This window comes from Halalkalibacter hemicellulosilyticusJCM 9152, assembly GCF_000513115.1.
Lineage (GTDB): Bacteria > Bacillota > Bacilli > Bacillales > Bacillaceae_D > Halalkalibacter > Halalkalibacter hemicellulosilyticus.
Genome location: NZ_BAUU01000019.1, coordinates 16904 through 40228, shown reverse-complemented (window position 1 = coordinate 40228; position 23325 = coordinate 16904). Strand labels below are relative to the sequence as shown.

21 protein-coding genes are annotated in these 23325 nt (G+C 40.2%); 9 read left to right on the top strand and 12 right to left on the bottom strand.

From position 1 onward, the window contains the following. Nucleotides 1–64 precede the first annotated feature (64 nt). The 5 genes from JCM9152_RS12925 to JCM9152_RS12910 all read right to left on the bottom strand — a co-directional run bounded on the left by JCM9152_RS12925 (nt 65) and on the right by JCM9152_RS12910 (nt 4606). Nucleotides 65–619 (bottom strand): maltose acetyltransferase domain-containing protein, encoded by a 555-nt coding sequence (locus JCM9152_RS12925; RefSeq protein WP_035344969.1) that lies wholly within the window; start codon nt 617–619, stop codon nt 65–67. 198 nt (nt 620–817) lie between these two features. After that, complete coding sequence (locus JCM9152_RS12920) at nt 818–1714, bottom strand: alpha/beta hydrolase (RefSeq protein ID WP_035344967.1); 897 nt, start codon at nt 1712–1714, stop codon at nt 818–820. An 84-nt stretch (nt 1715–1798) separates the two neighbouring features. After that, complete coding sequence (locus JCM9152_RS12915) at nt 1799–3049, bottom strand: multi antimicrobial extrusion protein MatE (RefSeq protein WP_235715708.1); 1251 nt, start codon at nt 3047–3049, stop codon at nt 1799–1801. Nucleotides 3050–3568: 519 nt separating this feature from the next. Beyond that, the gene (locus JCM9152_RS22660) at nt 3569–3718 is read right to left on the bottom strand and encodes a hypothetical protein (protein ID WP_156314995.1); all 150 of its coding nucleotides are present in this window, start codon (nt 3716–3718) and stop codon (nt 3569–3571) included. Between the two features lie 81 nt (nt 3719–3799). After that, nucleotides 3800–4606, bottom strand: coding sequence for an undecaprenyl-diphosphate phosphatase (locus tag JCM9152_RS12910; protein ID WP_035344963.1), 807 nt, complete (start codon nt 4604–4606; stop codon nt 3800–3802). Between the two features lie 120 nt (nt 4607–4726). Here JCM9152_RS12910 and JCM9152_RS12905 point away from each other — a divergent pair, with 120 nt between their 5' ends. After that, entirely contained in the window at nt 4727–5668 is a 942-nt protein-coding gene (locus tag JCM9152_RS12905) for an arsenic resistance protein (RefSeq protein WP_035344958.1), read from the top strand. Between the two features lie 167 nt (nt 5669–5835). Here JCM9152_RS12905 and JCM9152_RS12900 read toward each other — a convergent pair whose 3' ends face one another. From JCM9152_RS12900 to JCM9152_RS12890, 4 genes are all read right to left on the bottom strand, one after another. Next, nucleotides 5836–6657 (bottom strand): carbohydrate ABC transporter permease, encoded by an 822-nt coding sequence (locus JCM9152_RS12900; RefSeq protein WP_035344953.1) that lies wholly within the window; start codon nt 6655–6657, stop codon nt 5836–5838. Continuing rightward, a complete protein-coding gene (locus JCM9152_RS23335) occupies nt 6658–7056 on the bottom strand; it encodes a carbohydrate ABC transporter permease (RefSeq protein WP_235715715.1) in 399 nt (132 codons plus the stop codon). Then, entirely contained in the window at nt 7056–7532 is a 477-nt protein-coding gene (locus tag JCM9152_RS23330; RefSeq protein WP_235715707.1) for a carbohydrate ABC transporter permease, read from the bottom strand. Before JCM9152_RS23330 ends, JCM9152_RS23335 begins: the two co-directional genes overlap by 1 nt. Before the next feature lie 220 nt (nt 7533–7752). Continuing rightward, complete coding sequence (locus JCM9152_RS12890) at nt 7753–9057, bottom strand: ABC transporter substrate-binding protein (RefSeq protein WP_035344949.1); 1305 nt, start codon at nt 9055–9057, stop codon at nt 7753–7755. Between the two features lie 154 nt (nt 9058–9211). On the opposite strand from JCM9152_RS12890, the gene JCM9152_RS12885 reads away from it, so the two are divergent. Then, complete coding sequence (locus tag JCM9152_RS12885) at nt 9212–11071, top strand: cache domain-containing sensor histidine kinase (RefSeq protein WP_035344946.1); 1860 nt, start codon at nt 9212–9214, stop codon at nt 11069–11071. A 3-nt stretch (nt 11072–11074) separates the two neighbouring features. Next, nucleotides 11075–11824, top strand: coding sequence for a response regulator transcription factor (locus tag JCM9152_RS12880; RefSeq protein ID WP_035344943.1), 750 nt, complete (start codon nt 11075–11077; stop codon nt 11822–11824). A 236-nt stretch (nt 11825–12060) separates the two neighbouring features. Here JCM9152_RS12880 and JCM9152_RS12875 read toward each other — a convergent pair whose 3' ends face one another. Continuing rightward, the gene (locus JCM9152_RS12875) at nt 12061–16080 is read right to left on the bottom strand and encodes an LPxTATN C-terminal sorting signal domain (protein ID WP_081728039.1); all 4020 of its coding nucleotides are present in this window, start codon (nt 16078–16080) and stop codon (nt 12061–12063) included. A 471-nt stretch (nt 16081–16551) separates the two neighbouring features. On the opposite strand from JCM9152_RS12875, the gene JCM9152_RS12870 reads away from it, so the two are divergent. The 4 genes from JCM9152_RS12870 to hepT are packed head-to-tail and all read left to right on the top strand — an operon-like array spanning nt 16552 to nt 18532. Beyond that, nucleotides 16552–17466, top strand: coding sequence for a response regulator (locus tag JCM9152_RS12870; protein ID WP_035344937.1), 915 nt, complete (start codon nt 16552–16554; stop codon nt 17464–17466). Then, nucleotides 17448–17693 (top strand): hypothetical protein, encoded by a 246-nt coding sequence (locus JCM9152_RS12865; protein WP_035344934.1) that lies wholly within the window; start codon nt 17448–17450, stop codon nt 17691–17693. Before JCM9152_RS12870 ends, JCM9152_RS12865 begins: the two co-directional genes overlap by 19 nt. A 43-nt stretch (nt 17694–17736) precedes the next feature. Further along, nucleotides 17737–18135 carry a type VII toxin-antitoxin system MntA family adenylyltransferase antitoxin gene (gene mntA, locus JCM9152_RS12860; protein ID WP_235715706.1) on the top strand — a complete coding sequence of 133 codons (399 nt, stop codon included), beginning with the start codon at nt 17737–17739 and terminating at the stop codon, nt 18133–18135. Continuing rightward, the gene (gene hepT / locus JCM9152_RS12855; protein WP_035344928.1) at nt 18125–18532 is read left to right on the top strand and encodes a type VII toxin-antitoxin system HepT family RNase toxin; all 408 of its coding nucleotides are present in this window, start codon (nt 18125–18127) and stop codon (nt 18530–18532) included. Before mntA ends, hepT begins: the two co-directional genes overlap by 11 nt. Nucleotides 18533–18657: 125 nt before the next feature. Here the strand turns inward: hepT and yicI are convergent, their stop codons facing one another. Next, a complete protein-coding gene (yicI, locus tag JCM9152_RS12850) occupies nt 18658–20979 on the bottom strand; it encodes an alpha-xylosidase (protein ID WP_035344925.1) in 2322 nt (773 codons plus the stop codon). A gap of 126 nt (nt 20980–21105) precedes the next feature. On the opposite strand from yicI, the gene JCM9152_RS12845 reads away from it, so the two are divergent. Next, nucleotides 21106–21969, top strand: a complete 864-nt coding sequence (locus JCM9152_RS12845; protein WP_035344922.1) for a helix-turn-helix transcriptional regulator — start codon at nt 21106–21108, stop codon at nt 21967–21969. A 444-nt stretch (nt 21970–22413) separates the two neighbouring features. On the opposite strand, the gene JCM9152_RS23325 is transcribed toward JCM9152_RS12845, so the two are convergent. Continuing rightward, nucleotides 22414–22503 carry a putative holin-like toxin gene (locus tag JCM9152_RS23325; RefSeq protein WP_235715705.1) on the bottom strand — a complete coding sequence of 30 codons (90 nt, stop codon included), beginning with the start codon at nt 22501–22503 and terminating at the stop codon, nt 22414–22416. A 350-nt stretch (nt 22504–22853) separates the two neighbouring features. On the opposite strand from JCM9152_RS23325, the gene JCM9152_RS24115 reads away from it, so the two are divergent. Then, nucleotides 22854–23153 (top strand): TIGR04104 family putative zinc finger protein, encoded by a 300-nt coding sequence (locus tag JCM9152_RS24115; protein ID WP_035344920.1) that lies wholly within the window; start codon nt 22854–22856, stop codon nt 23151–23153. Nucleotides 23154–23325: the final 172 nt, after the last annotated feature.

The following is a 23325-nucleotide window of genomic DNA, read 5'->3' as shown; positions in this document are numbered from 1 at the left end:
CTTTTGTTAGCACGTCCTCATGTCAGCCATCGATTTCATCATAGATAGCCTTCTCAGTAGACACTTAAAGACGCTTGATGATTTTCGCAGGATTCCCGCCTACAACGACGTTATCTGGAACATCTTTTGTGACAACCGAACCTGAAGCAATGACAACATTATGACCGATTGTCACACCAGGGTTAATAATCGCTCTTCCGCCAATCCAGACATTGTCCCCAATACGAACAGGCTTTCCAAATTCAGCACCTGAAATTCTTTCCTCGGCTTGAAGCGGGTGTGTAGCCGTATAGATGTGAACACCAGGTGCTACAAAACAACTCTCACCAATATGAATGTCACAAACATCTAAAAAGACACAATCAAAATTGGCATAGAAATGATTGCCAACATGAATATTGTAGCCATAATCACATCGAAACGTCGGCTCAATATACAGATGCTCGCCCGTTGAACCGAACAATTCCTGAATTAATTCGATTCTTCTCTTTTCTTCTGTTTCATTTGTTTCGTTAAACAATCTCGTTAATCGCCGCGCATGTAATCGTTCTTTTGTTAATTCAGGGTCATTCGCTTGATAGAGCTCCCCTTGGATCATCTTTTCTTTTTCTGTTTTCATAGGAATGATACTCCTTTTTTTCTCATTAGTGGCTTTTCTCACCGCTCAGTATCGCCGTCGCAACACCTTTGCCTACATTCTATCACTTCTTTGCCAAAACAAAAAAAGATGAACGCTGACCTTTTGATTACAGCTTACTACTGAAAAAAGCGAACTTTATCACAAATCAAGTTCGCTCATCTTGCTATATCCTATTCATTACACTCGCTTCTTCAACCATTTCAACGCTAAATCGACCCACACTTCACACTCTTGATTGATTTGTGCTGGATCATTCGCTGTCGTTTCATCACTTAGAGACAAGCCGTGTACCCCATTTTCGAAAACATGCAGCTCATATGGAACTTTTTCCTTTGCTAATGCCGTCGCAAAATTCAAGGCATTTCGCGCATAAACTAAATCGTCATCAGCTGTATGCCAAATAAATGTGGGTGGCGTTGACTCCGTTACGAAACGGACAGGACTTCTCCCTTCCAACTCCTCTATCGAAGGCTGTTTTTTTCCAAATACAGCCTGATTGGACACTCTCCAAAGCTCCCGTTTCCCTTCGTCAACTTCCTTTTCCGCTTCTTCCTTCATCACTACATAATCGGTAAGCGGATAACCAAGAATAAGAGCATTTGGCTTCAGATCCTCATTAGCAACGGATAATGATTCCTGTAAAAAGGATTCGTGCCAATGAACACCCATACTTGCAACTAAATGCCCCCCTGCTGAAAAGCCGCATAAAACAATATGATCTGGATCGACATTCCACTCTTTTGCATGCGTTCTCACCGTCGAAATTGCCTTACCTAAATCAAACAAAGCTTGTGGCAATACAGGCTCCTCCCGCCCTTTTTCACTGAAATCCGCTGGAAACGATGGATAGTATGTCGTATAGCGAAGGACAAACGTTTGATAACCAGCTGTCATAAACCTTAAAGCAACGGGCTCTGCCTCACGGTCAGACGTTCCTAAATAAGCGCCTCCAGGACAGATGATCACAGCTGGTCTCTTCTTATTTGGTTGCAGTTCTTCTGAACGCTCCCAAACATACGTCATTAATTTCGCTTCGTTTTCATCGTTCCATAATAATGTTTTTTTATGAATCATTATTCTCACTCTCCGATCTTTATCAATCTAGGATATTTGTATGAGCACCTATTCTATTCCTTTAATCTTTCAGCTGTTATCTCCCTACACACCAAGACCCTCCACCTTTTTCTTCATCAGTCTAGCTCGTTTCCCTCTCGTCACAATATACAGTAACACAACGAGCTCTACAGCCATCCCAAGTGACTGCGCCATCGCGCCAATCATTCCATTCCATGCAGGAGCTAGAATCGTCATACTTATAGCAACAATAGATGTAATGAGAAGATTAGAGGATTGAGAGATTACCATACTATTCGTTTGATTCCGCACCATAAGAATTCCATTGCAATAATCGATAAACGGAAACACAAGTGTCATAACCATGAACACTTTCAACGTATCAACGGTCGCAAGCATCAGCCTTTCATTTGCACCAAGCACATGCTCAACGACAAGCGGTCCAATTGGTGTAAAGCAGAACAAGGCTAATACCAACGTTGGTATAAAACCGATCATTAATGTGAATTGCCTTACCTTTCTCGGATGATCCTTATAAAAGGTTAGAACTATTTGGTGAGTGTAGCTGAAAAAGCTTAAAAACAATTGCGTCAAACTTAAAGCAAGGGCATATGAAGCAATGGCCAGTTCAATCTCAGCTGTTCTTCCTAGAAAAATATTAATAACAGGACCAACCATAACGATAATGAGCGAGGATATAATAAGAGGATAGTAGAAACGAAAAACTTGCGATTTCCGTTCAACGTGATGACTCGGATCTTTCTTCGTCATTTTCTTCACAAGAAGTCGTCCTTCAATGAAGCTTACTAAACTCTCAATCATCATCCCGAATAAGAAAATATACGCGCCTGTTTTTGCGTTAATATACCCTGTGTGAATAAATACAAGAGATAACAAGTACATCCCAATTAAACGAATAACCATCCCAATCGTCAGCCATTTCGTTTGCCGATTTAAGATAATCACACCTTGAAACAGGCACCGAATAGCCGAAAAGAAGGTGACAATAATCAAAATTTGATACACATCAACAATCTGGCCAATCATCGCCGACTCCGCTCCAAAAATATGAGCAAAAATCCACGGCCCGATCGGTGTATAAGCAATCGTAGCAGATAAGAGCATGAGTGTTGCAACAACGTAGACAGCAACCATTGACATCGCCTGAAATGAAACACGATCGCGAACTAATGCCGAGCAAGCATTCCGTAATAACACTCCGAGCCGCTCCATGATCGAAAACAAGCTCATCGCAATTACATAACTAGCAATAATGACCTCTGCATCATTCGCCCGTGCCAAAGTACCATTAATAATAATATGAGACAGCGTCACTAGGATCGCCGATAATCCTAATGGGACAAAAAAGGCTAATATTTTCGACGTCTTCAGCGTTTCCTCTGTTTGTATGAAAGAAATCCCCTTCTTTCTTCGTATCTAGACTGTGATTGAAATCGCTTACTATTCTATTATGCCACAAATAAACGGACTTGAAAAAAGAATTACCTCTACGGGCACATTCGAGCGCGCCTTAAGCGGTTCCTTATTCCTCTATTTGCTCCACCTTGCTAGATTTCCTTTCTTTGCGGAATTCTCTTTCCTCTATTTCACCTTTTGTACTGTTCTCGCTGCTCTATTAGACCGAATAGCGGAACAGTGATTCCCTTTTTCCTCGTTTGCCTCATTTCTTCTTATTTAAAGGAATGAGGATTACCCTTTTGCCCCCTACAAATCGCCTATATCTTCCTCTATTTCACCTAACTTCCTTCTATTCTGGTTCTATTAAAAAACCTGATAGAGTGTATTTCTCCTATCAGGCGAGCAACCGACTTTTTTATAGACCAAGCTGAGTATTTATTTCGTATCTATTTGCCTTGATTGAATACGCGCAACCATTTCCTTCGCAAGTCTCTCTGCATTAACGTTCACGTCTTGATCTAGTCCTTTATCATGTGCATCCTCTAGTATTCTCTTTAAATCATCTTGAGATAATTCAATATTCATATCTATCTTTCTCCTTCTTAATGACAAGCATTCACTTCACGATAGTGAATACCCTCAATGGAGAAAAGTTAAACCTCCCCATCAAAAGATCCAAATAAGAACAGAGACTGCAAAGCAATACATTGCAAAATATAGAAGCTTTCCGGACGTTACCACATCAATAAGCAGCTTGATAGCCAAGATCGATACGATCAATGACATCACAAAAGCAATCACATACAGCCACAGCAAATCATTATGCACGATTGCTTCATAGATCGTCGTCGATTCAAGTACGAGGCTCCCAATACTAACTGGAATCGATAAAAAGAAGGAAAACTTCAATGCCGTTTCTGCTTCTATCTTTCTTGCTAATGCCGCGACAATCGTCGCACCTGAACGACTAATACCTGGAGCGAGCGCAAGCATTTGGGCTAGCCCTACGATTACCGCATCAAAGATTGTAATGCCGCGATCCGTTTTATGCCCACGCAAATTACGGATGAGCCACAAAGCAATCGCTGTGATCATTAACGAAATTGCTACATAGCGAAGCGCTGTTAATTCCCCTCCAAAGAAATCACGAAATAACCCACCAATGACAACAGCTGGAATCGTCCCAATGATTAACAGACACGCTAAACGGAACGATTCATAATGCTTTTCATTACGAGCTCGTACATACTTGATTACGTCAGTTGTTAATTCGATTAAATCCTTCCGATAGACGATGAATACAGCAAGTAACGATGCTCCGTTCAGAAATACCTCAAAATGAAGGTCAGGGACATCCACCCCAAAGTAATGCGATACAATGCGCAAATGCCCACTTGACGAAACAGGCAAAGGCTCAGTCGCGCCTTGAACGATTCCAAGAAATATGTATTTAAGCAACTCAATAAACTCCATAGTGAACTCCTTTTTAAAACAAAATCATCTGTAAGTGTAGCATACAGCAGTCACATTTGTAGATAGAGACTAAAAATATGATAAAATTGTCAAAGAAAAAGAGGATAGAAGGTAAAGACAATGAACTTATTGGAAAAAAGCTATACATTTCTCATTTTAGCCGCTATCATCATCGGCCTTAGCCTCGGACGAGTTAGCGGCATACCGATATATGCTGAAGCTGTGATTACACCGCTTTTAATGCTAATGCTTTATTTAACCTTTTTGAACATTCCGATCTCTGATATGAAAAAAGCGTTTCAAAACATTCGCTTCACCTATACATCGATCATCATTAATTTTGCATGGACACCACTTTTAGCATGGGTACTTGCCCTCATCTTTCTAAGTGACCATCCCGCATTAATGATAGGCTTTATCATGCTGATGGTCACACCTTGTACAGATTGGTATTTAATTTTCACAGGAATAGCAAAAGGGAATGTCGCCTTGTCGACAGCCATTCTACCATTAAACTTACTTTTACAAGTCATCTTACTGCCGCTTTACCTGTTTATCTTTGCCAGAGCTTCAGGGGCGATTGAGCCTTCTCTTTTACTTGAAAGCATCGTACTTGTATTGATTCTTCCACTAGCACTCGCATTCGCAACGAACCTTGTATTAGGAAGGAAACCGGCCTTAAAAACAAAGCTGCTACAAACGCTAAGCGTATTCCCCATGCTCTTATTAAGCCTCGCAATCGTAGCCTTATTCGCTGCGCAAGGCTCCTTATTATTCGAGCACCTTGACTTACTATGGTTACTCATCCTACCGATTCTTTGCTTCTTCGTCATTAATTGTGTGATCAGTCAAAGGGTTGGGAAATGGATTGGCTTTCTAGCACCTGATCGTGTAAGTTTAAGCTTAACGACGTTAGCCCGAAACTCTCCGATCGCCCTTGCGATAGCGATGACTGCATTCCCTAATGAACCACTCATTGCCCTCGCGTTAGTGATTGGTCCATTGCTTGAATTGCCTATTTTGGCAATTGTAACCCAAATTTTGATGGTGAGAAGGCATTGAACGGCTAGTATAATGAGAGCACTAAAAAAGTTAAAAATAAACTTTTTCAGTGCCCTTCATTATCTTAAGTTCGTTCTTACCTCAAATCTCTTTACATACGAGATAGCGTATTTTCACCTTAACAATAAAGCACACGAAAAGTCCCCCGACTCTCCGTGTGCATTCCACTACCCCTTCACCGCACCAGACGTCAATCCCCCAACAATATGCTTCTGTCCAATGATAAAGACAATGAGTACAGGAATCGATGTAATCACAATATTCGCACTCACTAAATTCCACTGAGCACTAAACTGTCCAAAGAAGTTAAACACAGCTAATGTCACTGGCCACTTATCAACAGAATTCAGAAAATACAACGGTGCCGTAAACTCATTCCAGACATTCATGAAATTCAACACAAATATTGTCACGAGTACGGGCTTCAATAATGGTAATATAACGCGGTAAAACAAGCTAAATGCATGACAGCCATCAATGACCGCCGCTTCATCAAGCTCTCGCGGAATATTCCTCACGAATGCGTAGGCGATAAATAATGAAATCGGTAGTCCCATTCCCGTGTAAAGCAGGATCATTCCCCAATGCGAATTAATTAACCCAAGCGTCTTCATCACATTCATTAACGGAATATAGTTAAGCGGCAAGGTAATCCCTAATATAATGAAGAAATAGATGGCTTGATTGAGCTTCGACGGATTACGTGCTAACACAAAAGCTGCAAAGGCGACGAGAATGACTAAGATCGATGTACTCACAACCGAGTGTAAAATACTATTAAAAAACGATACAGCCAAATTGCCACGTTCAAATACGATCGCGTAATTTTCGAACATCCACTGCTCCGGTAGTCGCAGTGTCAGAACGGTCGCCTCTGCATCCGTTTTAAAAGAATTAAGCAAAATAACAGCAAACGGAAGAATTACAATGATACTTAACAGCCAAGCAACGAAATTTAGTAGAATCGATACTCCTTTTTTCGCTTTCATTTAGTATTCCACCGCCTTTTTGTTCATCGTACGAATAATGAAGAAGGACACAACAACCATAATGACGAATAATAACGTCGACAACGCACTTCCTAATCCCCAGTATCCTTTTGCAAATGCTGAGTAGACAGCTGTGTTAATGACGTCTGTTGCATTACCTGGTCCACCGTTCGTTAAGACGTATATGATATCGAATACACGTAATCCGTACGTAATATTTAATACCGTCGTAATCGTAATCGTTGGCAAAAGCATCGGCAAAGTAATCGAGAATAAACGCTTGAAAAAGCCCGCGCCATCGATTTCTGCTGCCTCATAGTAATCGTTCGGAATGGCAAGTAATCCCGCAATGAAGAGAACCATAATATAGCCCATCCCCTTCCACGTATCAACTGCCATCACTGACGCATCGCCCACGCTAGCGAGCCTAACCAATCCATCGCCAAGAAATCTAAACCAAATGAACGTAACGTATTATTCACAAAACCAAAATTCGGATCTAGCAAACTTTTAAAAACCAGTCCGATAATTAAAAAGGACAGCACTTGCGGTGAAAAAATCACCATCCGATGAAAATTTGCTGCCCGCACCCCATTAACTAGCAGAATCGCAATTAAAAGCCCTAATACCGTCTTGGCGATCGACGTCACAAGCGTGAACACAAATGTATTTTTAATGAACGTCATATACACTTGATCTCCAATCAAAATCGTCCGATAATTGTCCAATCCAATGAAATTCTTAATATCCGAATAACTATTCCAATCTGTAAATGAATAATAAATCCCCATAAAGGAAGGCAATACAATAAAGATAAAATAAATGACAATCGCCCCAAGCGAAAAATACCACGGATACAGCTTATTTCGATCCAATCCTCTCACTCCTTCCACATCCTATGAATGTAACAACGATGTTATAGGTCTCTGTTTATTGGTTGTGAGCAACTCGTTCTCACATAGGCACTGAAAAAGTTAGTTTTTTAACTTTTCGATGTCTTTCTCGCCTTTTCTCTCCCAATGCACCAAGGCAGCTATCATTACTTTCAGGGGTGTTCCAAAAGGTAAACACCTCTTAGGACACCCCCTTGCTTCATTAATCCCATGCAGGGTCTTGCTGAACTTTTGCTAGTTCTGCGCGACGGTTGTCGATATTCTCAAGAATTTGCTCTGGTGTCATGGCACCGGCAAACATACCAGAAATATCTTTACCGATATCCATCCACTGTGGATCGATGTAAGTGACAGCTGCTTGCATAACCGTTCCTGAGTCGAGATTTTCTTCATATTCGATATAATCAGGCGTTAGCTTTGGTTCAATTTCTGGCCAGCTGATCGTTAAGTTCCCTTCACCGCCATCAAAGAAGCGTTGAATGTTTTCATTTTTCGTCATCCAACGGAAGAATTCGCGAATTTCTTCCTCATGCTCACTATTTTGATTACCAAACATCGCTGCTGATCCACCTGGATTCACCCCAATTGTCTGGTTATCGCCCCATGGCATCACGAAGAATCCGATATTCCCTTCCATTTCAGGATGCGCGTCAATGATTTCTTGCTCGGTACCAGGGACACGAAGAATCATCGCTGCTTCTTCACGACCGAAGGCGTCTAAGCCTGCTTCTACCGTATTAGAGATGAAATTCTCACCATAATAGCCAAGCTCAGCAAATTCATTCACTTGCTCAATGACCGTCTTCAAATGATCCATTTCGGCTACGAGCATTTCATTATTGTTAAGCTTCTCATATGTGCCTGGCTCTAGCTTTTCATAATGTGGTCCAGTTTCAAACAACGGAAGTACTTGGTACCAGCCACTTCCCGGTGCTTGCCAGAACGGAATGACACCTGTTTCATGAATCGCTCCAGCGACATGCTTAAATTCCTCATAGGTTGTTGGAACCTCCAGCCCTAAGTCTTCAAATATACGTTTATTGTAATAGACGTACCAAATTTTCCTCGGCGCATAGGTTACGCCATACACTTTGTCGTTATAGCTGACAGACGGTAAAATTTCTTCATCCATCCGACTTGCAAACTCTTCATCCGTTAAATCAATCGCATTATCTTCAGGTCTTAAGTTCGCATTTAAACTGAGTGGATCGACATCTAAATTAATAATATCTGGCGCTTCCCCTGTTGATAATTTCGCTCGAATTAAATCACGCCACTGGGCATCTGGTACAACTTGGAAATCAATCTTAATACCGGTTTCCTCTGCGAAATCCTCTGCCATCTCTTGCATAATACCTGTTCGTGGAATACCAGATTGATGTGTTCCAAACGTTAATGTCACATCTTTTTGTGCTTCTTCACCTGTTGAATCATCATTTGAGCCACAAGCTGCTAGAACGATGAATACTAATGCCGACATCATGAGTGCAATCCACTTTCTTTTCATAAATTGTTGAACCCCCTATATTTTTGATTTACTATTATCTAGAACGGCGCCGCCTACTAAATTAAGAATACGCTTACATCCAATCTTGCTCAATAGACAAAAACGGTCTATCGTTTGCACTTTTTAGAACGGTACAACCATTGGAGGAACAAAGATGTTACCGCTTACCCATCAAACGCTACAGTCACGATTATTTAACTATTATTCTCTTTTCTTTTGTATCGTTTTATTTTTAATTGCGGCTATTTTGTTCACCGCTTTATACAATTACAACCGCAATAATATCGCTGAGCAGCAACAGCAGCTAAGCCGTTCGATCTCACATGCGATAGATCAAGAGCTAGAGAAAATGAACCATTTTTCAATGAACATTGTCTACTCCAATTTAGTGAAGGAGCATTTCAATAATGATCTCACTCCCATCTCAGAGGAGTATGAAGGTGGCATTATCATTGACCTTGAACGATATGAAAGCACGACAACATTAATCGATGTCATTCTTGCCATTATTAGTAGCTCACAAACGGCCAAGCAAGCGAACATATACGATTTTGACGGCAAAATGCTCGGAGCTGGTCTTTTCAATGGCGAACTAACCATCGACGTCACGAATCGAACGTGGTACCCAGAAACAAAAGCGCAAGATGGATTTAAGCATTTAAGCCTCGTACGCGAGGAGGATCTCCCATATTCGATCAAACAGCATTCGACAAACCCAACATACGTGGCATTAACAAGAGTGTACAAAGATCGCCATTATGTTGAACAAGGGATTGTTGAAATTTTACAAGGAGCCAATACGGTCTTTAATACGATTCACAATACGATGAACTCTAATGAACAAATTGACATTTATGTCGTTGATGAGCAAGGTACCTTTTTTTATCCTTACGAACAGCAATTAGATTCCTTTTATGGAGACGACTATGTGGACTTGATTCAGCAGCTTTCGCTAATAGAGGATAAGACTCATCATATAACAAGTCCCTCTGACCAAAGTAAACAGCTCATGATCCATACGTCTTCTTCCCAGACAGGATTAAGCATTATCCTAGTCCAGAACCAAAAGGAGCTATATGCCTTCTTAAATCGAATGACCTATTTGTTCGTCGTCATTTTCATCGTTGCACTAGGAGTGATTCTGTGGATTTCTTTCATCGTTTCCAAGCGAGTAACTCATCCGTTGAATCAATTAACGAAAAAGATCAAGCAGATGGATCTGACCAATTTAGCTAATACAAATGATCTTCATACGGAAAGCTTTTCGATTGGCGAAATCGACACATTAAACCGTTCGTTTCACGCGATGAATCAAAAGCTGTCGCATTCCCTTGATGAGTTGCTTATTGCACGTTCACAGGAAATGGATGCGAAATTTCTCGCCCTTCAGTCACAAATGAACCCGCATTTCTTATACAACAACCTTTCAAACATTAGCGCAATGGCGGAGGCTGGAATGGATCGGGAAATTGTAAAGCTTTGCGAAAATATGTCCTTTATGCTGCGATATATATCTACAGAGAGCAAACAAGGGGTTCCGTTACGAGACGAACTGAGTTATACGAAGCACTACCTTGAATGTATGGATATTCGTTATGAAGATCAGCTTTCCTATACATTTGATATACCAGACGAAATGAGCACAATCATCGTTCCGAAGCTGTCGATTCAACCACTCGTTGAGAATGCGATTAAGCATGGGCTACATGTCTCACCACCTTGGCATATGACAATTTCTGGCCAACAAACACATACAAACTGGTCCATCACTATTACCGATAACGGCCCAGGCTTTGACCCTGATATTATAAACCAATTGCAAGCCTTTCTTACTGAAAACAACCTTCGTGCGTTACCGAAGCTTAGTATTAACGGAATGGGCTTGAAGAATGTCATAACGAGGCTGAAGCTCATGTACCAAAACGAACTGAGCTTAGATATTAAAAATAGACAAAATGGAGGAGCTATGATTACGATCAGCATCTCCACTCAAGAAAGCAAAATGGAGGAATGAACGATGACAACTAAATTCAAAGCGATCGTCGTCGAGGACGAGGCGTTAATAAGACGAAACATCACAAAAAAAGTGCACGAACTAAACGAGACGATCCAAGTCGTTGGTGAAGCCATGAATGGCAAAGAAGCTTTAACTCTGATTGAAGAGCACTTACCTGACCTCGTCATTACTGATATTCGCATGCCTATGATGGATGGACTTGAGCTTGCCAAGCAGCTATTTTTCGGCTACCCGCATATTAAAGTGGTCATTATAAGTGGTCACCACGAATTTGAATACGCACGCCAAGCCATTGCCTTTCAAGTGAATGAATATTTATTGAAACCAATCGTCAACGAGGAGCTCGGTGCCACATTATCTCGAATCGAATTACAATTAAAAAACGACCTTGAGTCACTTGCTCATGTCGCAAATTCCTTAGCTGGTCATGACATTGAGAATCTCATTCAAACGATTAAGCTTTATATAAAAAATCACTTTCATGAGGACTTAACCTTAAAGGAAATTGCAGCTCAGCTTAATTTCACTACCGATTATTTAAGCAAAGTATTCAAAAAACATACTGGGGAAACACCCATCAAATATTTAACCCGTTTACGCATTAATGAAGCCAAGCGCCTTCTCACAACGAACGTAAATATGGATATTAAAACAGTCGGTAAGCTCGTTGGATATCCGGATCAGCACTATTTCAGTCGTGTCTTTAAAAATAATACGGATTATTATCCGAGTGAGTATAGGGAACGTTAAAAAAGTGTAAGAGCCATTACCGTACTATACACTGCAATTGCTCGCACATTCACTAGGTACAGTCAAAGAAAAGGGGGTATCTCAAAGGTAAATTTGGACCTTTTGAGATACCCCTGAAAAATGTACGGAGTCGCTATATTTTTTCGTGTTATGAGAAGTCGTTTCTCCTTTCGAGGTGAATAGAGCTAAGCTCCATCGTTATTCCTTACATTTGAAAGCAGTCTTCTCTCAACGATCTATTGTACATTCACTCTTCGCTTACGTTTCCTTAATAACAAAAATGTCAATCCTACAAACAATAATCCTAATCCAAGGAACATATAATTAAATAGAGCAGTAGCTGTATTAGGTAATTCCTTATACTCTTCAAGCCCTTCGCTAGCCTTGATTAATTCAGCTAACGCCTGATCTATTTCTAATTGAGTGGCATTAGGGTCATTTAACACGTCCAGCGCTCTGCTTAAAGCTTCTTGATAGCGTTCCCAGCTTTTACTCGTGTAATCAGAATTGTTTAACCCTTTCGCATAATCGACAGCTTCTTGAAGTGCGGTTTTGTCGACAGTTAATGCTTGTCGCGCAGCTTCTAGGTCCGCTCTTGCTTGATCGATCTCCTCTTGTGTAGATGCCGGATTATTCAATACTTGCTTAGCAGCCTCTAAGGCTTGTACATAACGAGCCCAGCTCTCTTTCGAATAATGTGCTTCATCGAGCGTTTCTGACTGTGCTACTTCTTCTTTTAAACCTTGCTTATAAACAAGATTCTTATAAGCCTCTTCAAGATTCGCCAGAGCTTGATCTACTTCATCTTGAGATGCTTCTGGATCTGACAGTACATTTCTTGCATGTTGTAACGCTTGGTCAAAATCATTCCATGAATCACCGGTATATGCAGAATCCTGTAATCCTTTATTTGCAATACCTTCTTCTAATTGAATAAGTGATTCCTTATCAACAACAATAAAGCTATGATATTTTGTAACATCTGTACGACCTTCTTGTGATGATGTCACTTCGACCTGATATTCACCTGGTTCAAGCTTCTCTAGAACTTGATACGACCAAGTTCCATCTGGGTTGATGATTAAATCATCTTGATTGACGACCATTCGTTCTCCGTCTGGCGCAATAATAGTTATAACCGCATGATCTGCATCAGGATCGACAGTACCTCTTATCGCTGGAGTCGTATCATTTGTGATTCCATTCGGTCCTTCAATTTGCAGAGCTTGGCCGAAGCTATCGTATGCAGCAAATTCAAAATTAGCTACTGCCGTTCCGTTTTCTTCATCACCAATGAAATTGGAGCTACCAGCTTCTTCATCGTACAATACTTGGATATCTGCATCACTTGAAAGCTGTGTGCCATCAGCCAAAGTAAGCTTTAACTGATTTGATTTCCCTTCTTGATCTAAGCCAATTCGTTCAACAGCAATCACTTCGACTAATTGTCCATCAACAGTAACCGTAAATCCTGCTGTTAAATCAGCATTTTCATCTATAAAAGTTACATTCTTTCCAAACTCGACAATGATTTCACCGTGTCCATGGAGAAACTTTGCATCTTCTGCAATAGGTGCATGCTTCTCTAATCCCTCTCGCGCTACTCGTAAATCTTCTAACGCTTGATCTACTTCATCCTGTGAAGCTGTTGGATTATTTATTACTTGTTGCGCATTTTCTAATTCTCTAACAAAATCATCCCATCCTGATCGATAATCATTTTCTTCAAATTGAACGACTTCATCAAATACTTCTTGAAGAACGGATTTATCAACCACTGTGAATACTTCTTCCTTCACAACTGCAGAACGACCTTCTTTGGTTGCTGTCACAACTACTTGATAATCACCTGAATCAAGTGGCTCCAAACCTGTCCACTCGCTATCAGATACCGTCCACGTGCCATCCTCCTTATTGACTACAGCAAGAATTTCCGTCACAACGTTCCCATCTGCGTCAACGATATCAACCTTAACAGAGTCTACTTCCCCGTCTACTGTACCATTAAATGACGGAGTTGAGTCATCTGTGTTACCAGTCGTTCCTTCAATTTGAAGCGCTGCCCCAAATTCATCCGTTGCAGGGAAATCCCCTTGGAAATCTCGAACTGGTCCTGGATTGTCTTCTTCAGCACCAATTAAGTTGCTACCTGCTAATTCTTCATTATATGCAACAGTGACTTTCACATCACTATCTAACTCCTCATCAACAGTTAATATCACGTTAGCACCATTAGCGACTGCATTTGTAACTGTTAATTGACGTTCATGTTCACCTTCGCCTACTGTTACAGTAAATCCATCTGTCGTATTTTCCAAATTTGCAAACACAACACTTTTATCAAATTCAATCACAAGCTCATTTGAACCATGTTCAAAGCTTGCAAATTGTTCTACTGGAGACACTCTAACTAAACCATCTTTTGCATTTTGTAATTCACTTAAAGCCTGATCAATAGCTGCTTGGCTCGGATTTGAACCACCTGCATTAGCTATTTCGTCTAAAATATCTTTTGCATTTTGAAGTGCTTCTGAAAATGCAGGATCACGATCTGATGAATCACTATCCCATCCTGACTGATACTCGGATTCAACTAAATCCTTCACTTCATTATAGTAATCTTCTAATTCAGCATAATCGACAAACGTAAAATTTGTCACTTCTACATCAGATGTTGCGCCACCCTTAGATGCAGTAGCTTCTATCGTGTACTCGCCTCTTATCAAATCATCAGCAAGCTCAATAGACCAAGCGCCATCCTCTTCTACATTTGCTGGACCATTGTAGACGATATGGCCTTCAGGACTAGTAACGACTACATCTACAGATGAACCTGGCTGCGTCGTACCAGCAATTCCTTTTTGCATTGGATTATAGATGAGTTCACCATCTTCCGGTCCAACAATCTCTAAATCAGATGTTAACTCTGCACTTGCTTCCTCTTGCGTATTCATTTTAATAACAAGCTCACTATCTACTAATTCAACACTTCCATTGTTGGCATCTGTTAACTCAATGTTAACTGGACGGTCACCACTGTATTCCGTATTCTGATAGTAGACAAGCTGAGCAATCGCCTCTACCACTTCTGTAGAAACTTGACTACTAACAACACGGACATTATTAATACGTAATTCTGCACCTAATGCTCGGCCACCTGTTCGATCAAATGAACCTGCTACAAAACGGAATTTATAATTTCCGGTTTCATCAACAGTTCCATTCGTCGTTGTCCAGTATTGATCAAAGCCTCTACCATACATTAATAAACTAACGACCTCTTCCGTATTAGCATCTAGAAGAAAGCCATACACTTCATAATCGTCATGTGTACTCGTATTCGATGTCGTTCTCGCTCTCCAATCAAAGTACAATTGATCGCCTGCATTCGCATAAAACGCACTACTTGTTGCCTGTACAGCAAAAGCTGATGTCTGCGCAGAAGGCGTTGAATCGTTCACTAGTCCTCGTTGAAATCCTAATTTTAAATAATTACTACTTTCAGGTTCATCATCATTAGGATCATTCGCTATAAAAACCCCTCTGTATAAATTATTTATATCTCGAATATCAAATTGGGTCGATTCTGAACCTTCATAATTAGGTCTTCCCCCCGTCCCATCATACCTTACATCCGTTATGTACGTATAATCTGGGCCAGAGACCGTATATGGTGGTCCACTGTCTGAAATTTGCGTGTACGGTCTCCCTTGTGTTCTAGAAGCTAATTCACCTAGAATAATAGGTTGATAGGTTTCATAGGTTACATGTTCATTAGGATAGATATCCCAATCAGGGACATAACCAGTGTGTCCAACTTGCTCAAAGTTCCCATTCGGTAATGGTGTAGACAAATCAATTTGAAGTGGACCCGCTTCTCCGTTATTTATACGATTAACAGAAGCAATCGGAGCTCCATCTAGAAGAATTTCTCCATTCGCATTAATCGTAATCGTCTTTAATTCTCCATCCACATCAACTGTCGTCGTAGCACCTTCTGGGATAACTAACTTATCCGTACTCACATATGGTTCTTCAATACGAAAGATTAATTTCCCCTCAGCTAATGACGGAGCAGCGCCTTCACTAATTTGAAAATTAGGAGCCACTTGTACCTCATCGCCAATAAGCGGATTGTATTCAATGTCTTCTAATTCAGCAGCCAATACTGTTTGACCACCAAATCCAGGTACGATAATTCCCCAAATTAAAATAAAAATCATAAAAATGACCATTTTGGACTTGTAGCGTCTCATTTCCGCATCACTCCTCCTATTTCAAATTTTGGTTAACTTCTCCAAAAGCCTTAGACTTTTATTCTAAGGGAGTAGCCACCACCTTTTTAGTATAGAAAGATCACATTCACAAAAACTAAACACAAACGACCTAAATAGAGATAAAGTAATAGTCCTTTATAATGACTTTGTCAGTTTTTGCTGAATATAGAACTCTATTTTCATTTAAAATGATCATATAGTCCTATTTTTTATATTTATATAGATTTCTGACTATTATACTTTTATCATATTCATTACTTACTCTTTAGGAGATTGCTACAAAACGATTCCATAAATAGTTTTGTAGTAGGTTATCATTATATCAATATAGAAATATGTATTTTCGCTACACGGAACGATATTCTTTCGAACTAGCAAATGCGTACTATGTATATCCAATAAATTTATATGTTTATTACTGAAAAAATCATCTGAAAAGGAGAATATAATATGAATGTTTGTTTGTTTGATGATGAACCTTTAGCATTAGCGTTTTTAGAACGGAAATTAGCTGAATTAAAATATATTAATATACTTTTCCAATCAACTAAACCTTCGATCGAGGATAAGGAGAAGCTATTAGCTGAAGCCGACTTAGTTTTCTTAGACATCAAGATGAGAAAAGTAAATGGGCTCGTTCTTGCAGAAAAGATACTTCAAGTTAACCCTTCTATTAATATTGTCTTTGTCACCGCGCACGACCAATATGCAATTGAAGCCTTTGAATTGAATGCCTTAGATTATATACTAAAGCCTGTCTCCCCTGAACGATTAGAAAATACAATTCAACGAATCGAAACACTCCCTTCAACTATAAACAAAACAAAATCAGATTCTACTAGTCCACTTAGAATAAATGTATTAGGTGATTTCAAGGTGCGCTATTCTCATTCCTATAGCTTTGAAAAGATTACTTGGAGGACAAGTAAATCCAAGGAATTATTCCTGTATCTACTTCAACATGAAGGGAAAACAGTCTTAAAATCGCAAATTATTGACGTATTATGGGGACAGCACAACCTAAAGAAGGCTTATTCTAACTTGTACATGAGTATTTACAATATTCGAAAAACCTTTGGGGCATTTCAAAATTATATAGTCGTATCTAATGTACATGAAGGATATTTACTAGAATTAAAAAACGTTATACTAGATAAAAATGAATGGATACGAAAATTAGAAGCAGCTCCTTCAATCATTAATAATACTCTTGAGATTCATGAAGACATGATGTCCTTGTATTCAGGGGCTTATTTAGAAACCAATGATTACATATGGCTAGAGAATGAAAGGTTCGAATTAGAGGAATTATGCTCCATCGTGCCAGACTTATTGCAAATTGTTATATGGAAACCAATGATTTAGAAAAAGCGGTTCAATGGTATTTAAAAATACTTGAAATCAGACCTGAAGATGAACAAACATCCTTTTCCTTAATGAAAACATACGCAAGCTTAAACTACCGAATGTTTGTCGACTATCAATATCAACAGTTATCGAAAAGTTTATCTAATATGAACTTAGCGATAGATCCAGTTATTAGCGATTGGTACTCACAGTGGAAACAACAATACAATGCGCAAGGCCTATAAGAGATGATATAATAGTTGCAAACAGGAAATGGAGGGATTTCCATTGGTGGATAAACATGCCATTATAGCCTGCCTTGTTGAAAGAGTTTCTCCTATTTTCATTGTTCTGTTTGGTTCTGCAACGAATGGGTTTTTCCGAAACGACAGTGATATTGATATTGCTTACTTAAGCGAAACGTCTTTGACTAGTTACGAACGCTTTATGCTTGCACAAGAATTAGCGTCACAACTTAATCGCGATGTGGATCTCATTGACTTGAAAGAAGCAAGCATTGTCTTTCGAGTTGAAATTATCCAATCAGGCAAAATCATTTACTGTTCCGACGATACAAAGCGAATGTGGTATGAAATGAGAGCGCTCAAAATGTATGCAAAACTGAACGAGGAACGCAAACCCGTTTTAGATACTATCAACGAAAAGGGGACTATATATGGAGAATAATGTCATATTAAACAAAGTAAGTACTGTGGAACGCTGCCTAACACGAATTAAAGACGTTTATGACAATAACCGTAACAACCTAACAGATTTTACCAAACAAGACTCCATTGTTCTCAACTTACAAAGAGCTTGCGAAGCGTGTATTGATTTAGCGATGCATATTGTGGCAACGAAGCAGCTAGGCATTCCACAAAACAGCTGGGATGCCTTTACAATCATTGAACAGGAAGGCATCATACCTTCATCGTTATCCAATCGTATGAAGGCAATGGTAGGTTTTCGAAATGTAGCCGTACATGATTATCAAGAAATCAACATTCAAATTTTAGAGAAAGTGATTGAGAATCATTTAATTGATTTCACCTCATATACGAAAGCGATCCTTACTCATAAATAATATCCATCCTACACTCGCACCTAGAGAAAAAAAAGCATCCCATAAGGTCAGCATTGACCTTACAGGATACGTCCTCTTACAAAAGGGAACTGAAAAAATTGATTTGTAACTCTTTCGGTACCACCTTATAACGTAACGACAATCGTACTTTCTCCTTCTGCAGGAGTTAAGCTTACACCAATTTCGCTATCCTCAGCTGTTGCTCCAGTCACACCTGCTACACGATTCACACCACGTAACGTAATCGTATATGGCTTACTGGCTCCTGTAACCGAGATCGTAATCGTTTCTCCTTCTCGCGTTGCCGTAAACGAAACTTCCGCCTCGCCTTGCTCAGAGTAAACAGTCGTTTCCGCTTTGTTTCCTGCTTCAAGCGCAAATAGCTGGAAATCGACGTGATCAGCGAAATCATAGTCAGGCTTCGTATCATTGTGACCAACCGCAATGACAGAATTCGGGCGAACCAAAAGTGGCACACTTAAATAATCATGGTGCTCCTGCTTCCACACTCCACCTTCAACCGTACGACCTGTTATAAAGTCCGTCCATGTTCCTTCTGGCAGGTAATATTTAGCAATTCCTTTTTCGTTGAAGATTGGTGCTACGAGTAAAGACTGACCTAACATGTATTGACGATCAAGCTGATCACAATTCGGATCATTCGAATATTCAAGTACCATCGGTCGCATCATCGGAATTCCTTTTTGTGAGGACTCATTAGCCTCACTGAATAAATATGGCATGAGCTGACACTTCAGCTTCGTGAAATGCCGGACGACATCAACGGCTTCTTCATCATATAACCACGGAACACGATATGACCTACTCCCATGGAGACGGCTATGGCTTGATAATAAGCCAAATGCGGCCCAACGCTTATATACATCCGCTGTTGCCGTACTTTCAAAGCCGCCAATGTCATGGCTCCAATAGCCAAACCCTGACATTCCTAACGATAATCCCCCACGTAAGCTCTCCGCCATCGATGCGTAGGTTGCCGTACAATCTCCACCCCAATGAACGGGGAATTGCTGACCACCAGCCGTTGCTGAACGCGCGAATAAAGCAGCCTCCCCTTTACCAAGCTTCTCCTCCAACACGTCAAATACGACTTTATTATAGAGGAACGTATAATAATTGTGCATCTTCACTGGATCAGAACCATCATGATAGACGACATCCGTCGGAATACGCTCACCGAAATCCGTCTTAAAGGAATCGACACCCATATCAACAAGATGACGGAGCTTATCTGCATACCACTGGCACGCTGCAGGATTCGTGAAATCGACAATTCCCATTCCAGGCTGCCATAAATCCCACTGCCATACATCGCCATTTTCTTTTTTAATTAAATAGCCGTTTTCCTTTGCTTCCATAAATAAGCTCGAACGTTGTGCGATATACGGATTAATCCAGACACAAATCTTCAAGCCCTTCGCCTTCAAGCGCTCAAGCATCTGCTGAGGCTCAGGAAATATACGATCATCCCACTCAAAGTTACACCATTGGAATTCCTTCATCCAGAAGCAATCAAAATGGAACACATGTAGCGGCAAGTCACGCTCTGCCATTCCATCGATAAAGGAATTAACTGTTTCCTCATCATAATCTGTCGTAAAGGAAGTCGTCAGCCATAAACCAAACGTCCACGCAGGAGGTAATGCCGGCTTACCCGTTAACGTTGTATAATTTTCCAAAACTTCCTTCATCGACGAACCACCAATGATAAAATAATCAAGCTTCTGCCCTGGCACACTAAATTGTACCTTTGACACATGCTCTGAAGCCACTTCTAATGAAACTTTTTCAGGATGATTGACAAAGACACCGTAGCCTTTATTCGTTAAGTAGAAAGGGATATTTTTATATGACTGCTCAGAGCTCGTACCGCCATCCTTATTCCAAATATCAACGACCTGACCATTTTTCACAAATGGTGTGAAACGCTCACCTAATCCATACACATATTCACCAGGATCAATGCTTAACTGTTCACGCATATACGTCTGTCCATCATCAGCAATGACGTGGGCGACACTTTTGAATTCACTCGCTGTCAAAAGCTCATCTTTATAATAGAAGCCTAGCTCCCATCCACCTTCTTTACTAATTTGTGCGCTTACATCTCCACTTGAAAAAACAACACCTTCATCGCTATTTTTAATTGAAACGGTTACATTTTCATCCTCTTTAATTTCAAAATGAGGTCCAAGATCGCGCGCTCCTTTATGATGATACACTTGTACCCGAATAACATCTTTCAGCGGCGAAGATAAATTCACTTCAATTAACGGTGTATCAAGTTGTCCCGAACGATTCACAATTGGTTTTGGAGGTCCAACTAGTGTAACCGAATCCTTATACTGATCAACATCAAACAATTCGACTGGACTAATTAATTGATAGCCCTCTTTTGTCAGCCATTGTCCATTGCTGAATTTCATTTAGCATTCCCCTCTCATTCACTAATTTTATTTTGCTAATTAAAATAATACTGATTAAACACGCGTATTTCTTGTATAATTGACACATAATCATAACACAATTCTGATATATTGGAGAGAATGAGCATGAATAAGGATACATTATTGGAGGATCGGATCCACGGTGACCCGATGTTTGCCTTTCATATTTATATGGTCGACTATCTTGATGGGGATGTGATTTTTCAATGGCATTGGCACCATGAGATGGAATTTCTCGTCATGGTGCACGGTCAAGCGCTTATTCGGGTCGGTACATCTGAAATAACCTTGCACAAAGGAGAGGCGTTATTCATTCCGAGCGGACAACTGCACGCTGCTTATCCAGTTGGCAACGAGCCCTTTCGCTTGCAAGCGATCGTCTTTCATAGTCAGCTCGTCAGCAGCGCGACCTATGATACGATGCAAAGTCATTTCATTGACCGACTGTTAGAGTGGGACGATGACAAACCAATTCTCATTAAAGAATCTAGCGCTTTTCGTCATATCGAAGCCATCCTTTCACATTATGAGGAAAAGAAAGCAACCTACCCTTTGCTAATAAAAGGGGAGCTCTTTCTCATATTCGCTTACCTTATGAACGAATATGAAGTTAAACGGAAATCACCTGCTCGAACCGAAAAAAGTGAAAACATTGCCCGGCTGAAACAGGTATTAACGTATATGGACAAAAACCTTCATGAACGTCTTACTGTTAACGACCTTGCAACACATATTCAAATGAGCGACGGTCACTTCAGTCGTTTTTTCAAATCGTATATAAAAATGACACCCATTGACTACATGAATCACGTCCGCATCAATAAGGCAGCGAAGCTTCTAAAAGAGACGGAACGCTCCGTCCTCGATATCTCCCTTGAGGTTGGCTTTGAGAACACGAGTTATTTCATTCGCATGTTCAAACGAAAAAAATCATGTACACCTTCTGAATTTCGGAAAGACCGTGGGTAGTTGGGGTAGGCATTCTCGGTGTAGCGGTTTCTCATTCCGCTATTCTCTCTCTAGTTCGCTTTTTCACAGCGTTTGTGTTCCTCATTCCTCTATTTAAGCTTTTCAGACCCATCTCATCCTATTTTTGCTCGATTAGCGGAAGGAGGAGCACCCTATCTTCACAAACTACGGTTCTTTCGTTATTTAACGGCAGGAGGATTACCTATTCACTCTCTTGATGGCGGGCGATCTCATAGTTCATGAGCCCATTCTTTGCACTCAACCATTTGCGAATTGACTCATTTTATGGTATTTTTAACCTATCAACACATACACTAAAAAAGCGAATGGCCAATGCTGGTAACATTAGCCATTCTAAGCATTAGATATTCCCAGTTTTGGGAAGCTGTCATCTTCAAATCCGGTGACATACAAGCCACCCTTTATGCTGCCAGCAAAGGGTGGCTACTTCTTGTCCTCATCCTTAAATGATAAGATTGAAATCACAAGCATTCCAAACATAATCATCAATGAGATGCCCTCAAAAGTAGTCAACGCATCACCCCCTTCCATTAGGGGATCAGCTAACCCTTCACCTTCTTATCTAACGCCTGTCTTCTAGTATACCTTATTTTTCCTTCGAGTTCCTCCCTTCTTGATATTTCTAATTAGATTGTAAAATAACGTCATGCCATCATCAAAGTGAACGACTATTTAACGATAGACTTGAAGAAAATTGATCTCAATTGCGCCATTCACTCCATTTAATTAAACGTTTATTTAATTCCAACAACTTCTCTCTTTTGCTTATGATGTAATTAGGTAATATTTATTAATTTTATGTTATTATTGGTCATAAAGGGTTTTATTACGTACAAGAAACAGTAGGAAAGGAGCGTTTATCAATGAGCTTGCCTAAGTGTTGGTCATGTCAATATACGTTCAAATACAAAGAAGCTCTTACTTTTCTCGCTATCAAACAATGTCCGAACTGCCAGAAAAAACAATACCTAACATCTAAAAGCAATCTAAAAACTGGCATTCCACCTGTATTAATCATGCTTATCCCTGGATTTATACTGAGATTATTTGTGGATATCTCCTTTATTCTTTACATGTCCATAATCGTTGGATTATTCGTTTTGGCCGTATTAGCATTACCTTTTTCCTATGAATTCACAAAAAAGAAAGAACCACTATTTTAAAGGCCACTAGAAAAGTCGGAGTTTACTTTTTCAGTGGCCTCATGAAAAGAAAAGGCGAGCCCCGCAGTGCGTAGGCACGAGGAGGCTCACCAGCTTCCCGCGGAAAGCGAAGTATATTTCAGGAGCGGTGCATGTGCTCCACTCTAGATTTGTTCGGTATCTCACTTATGAA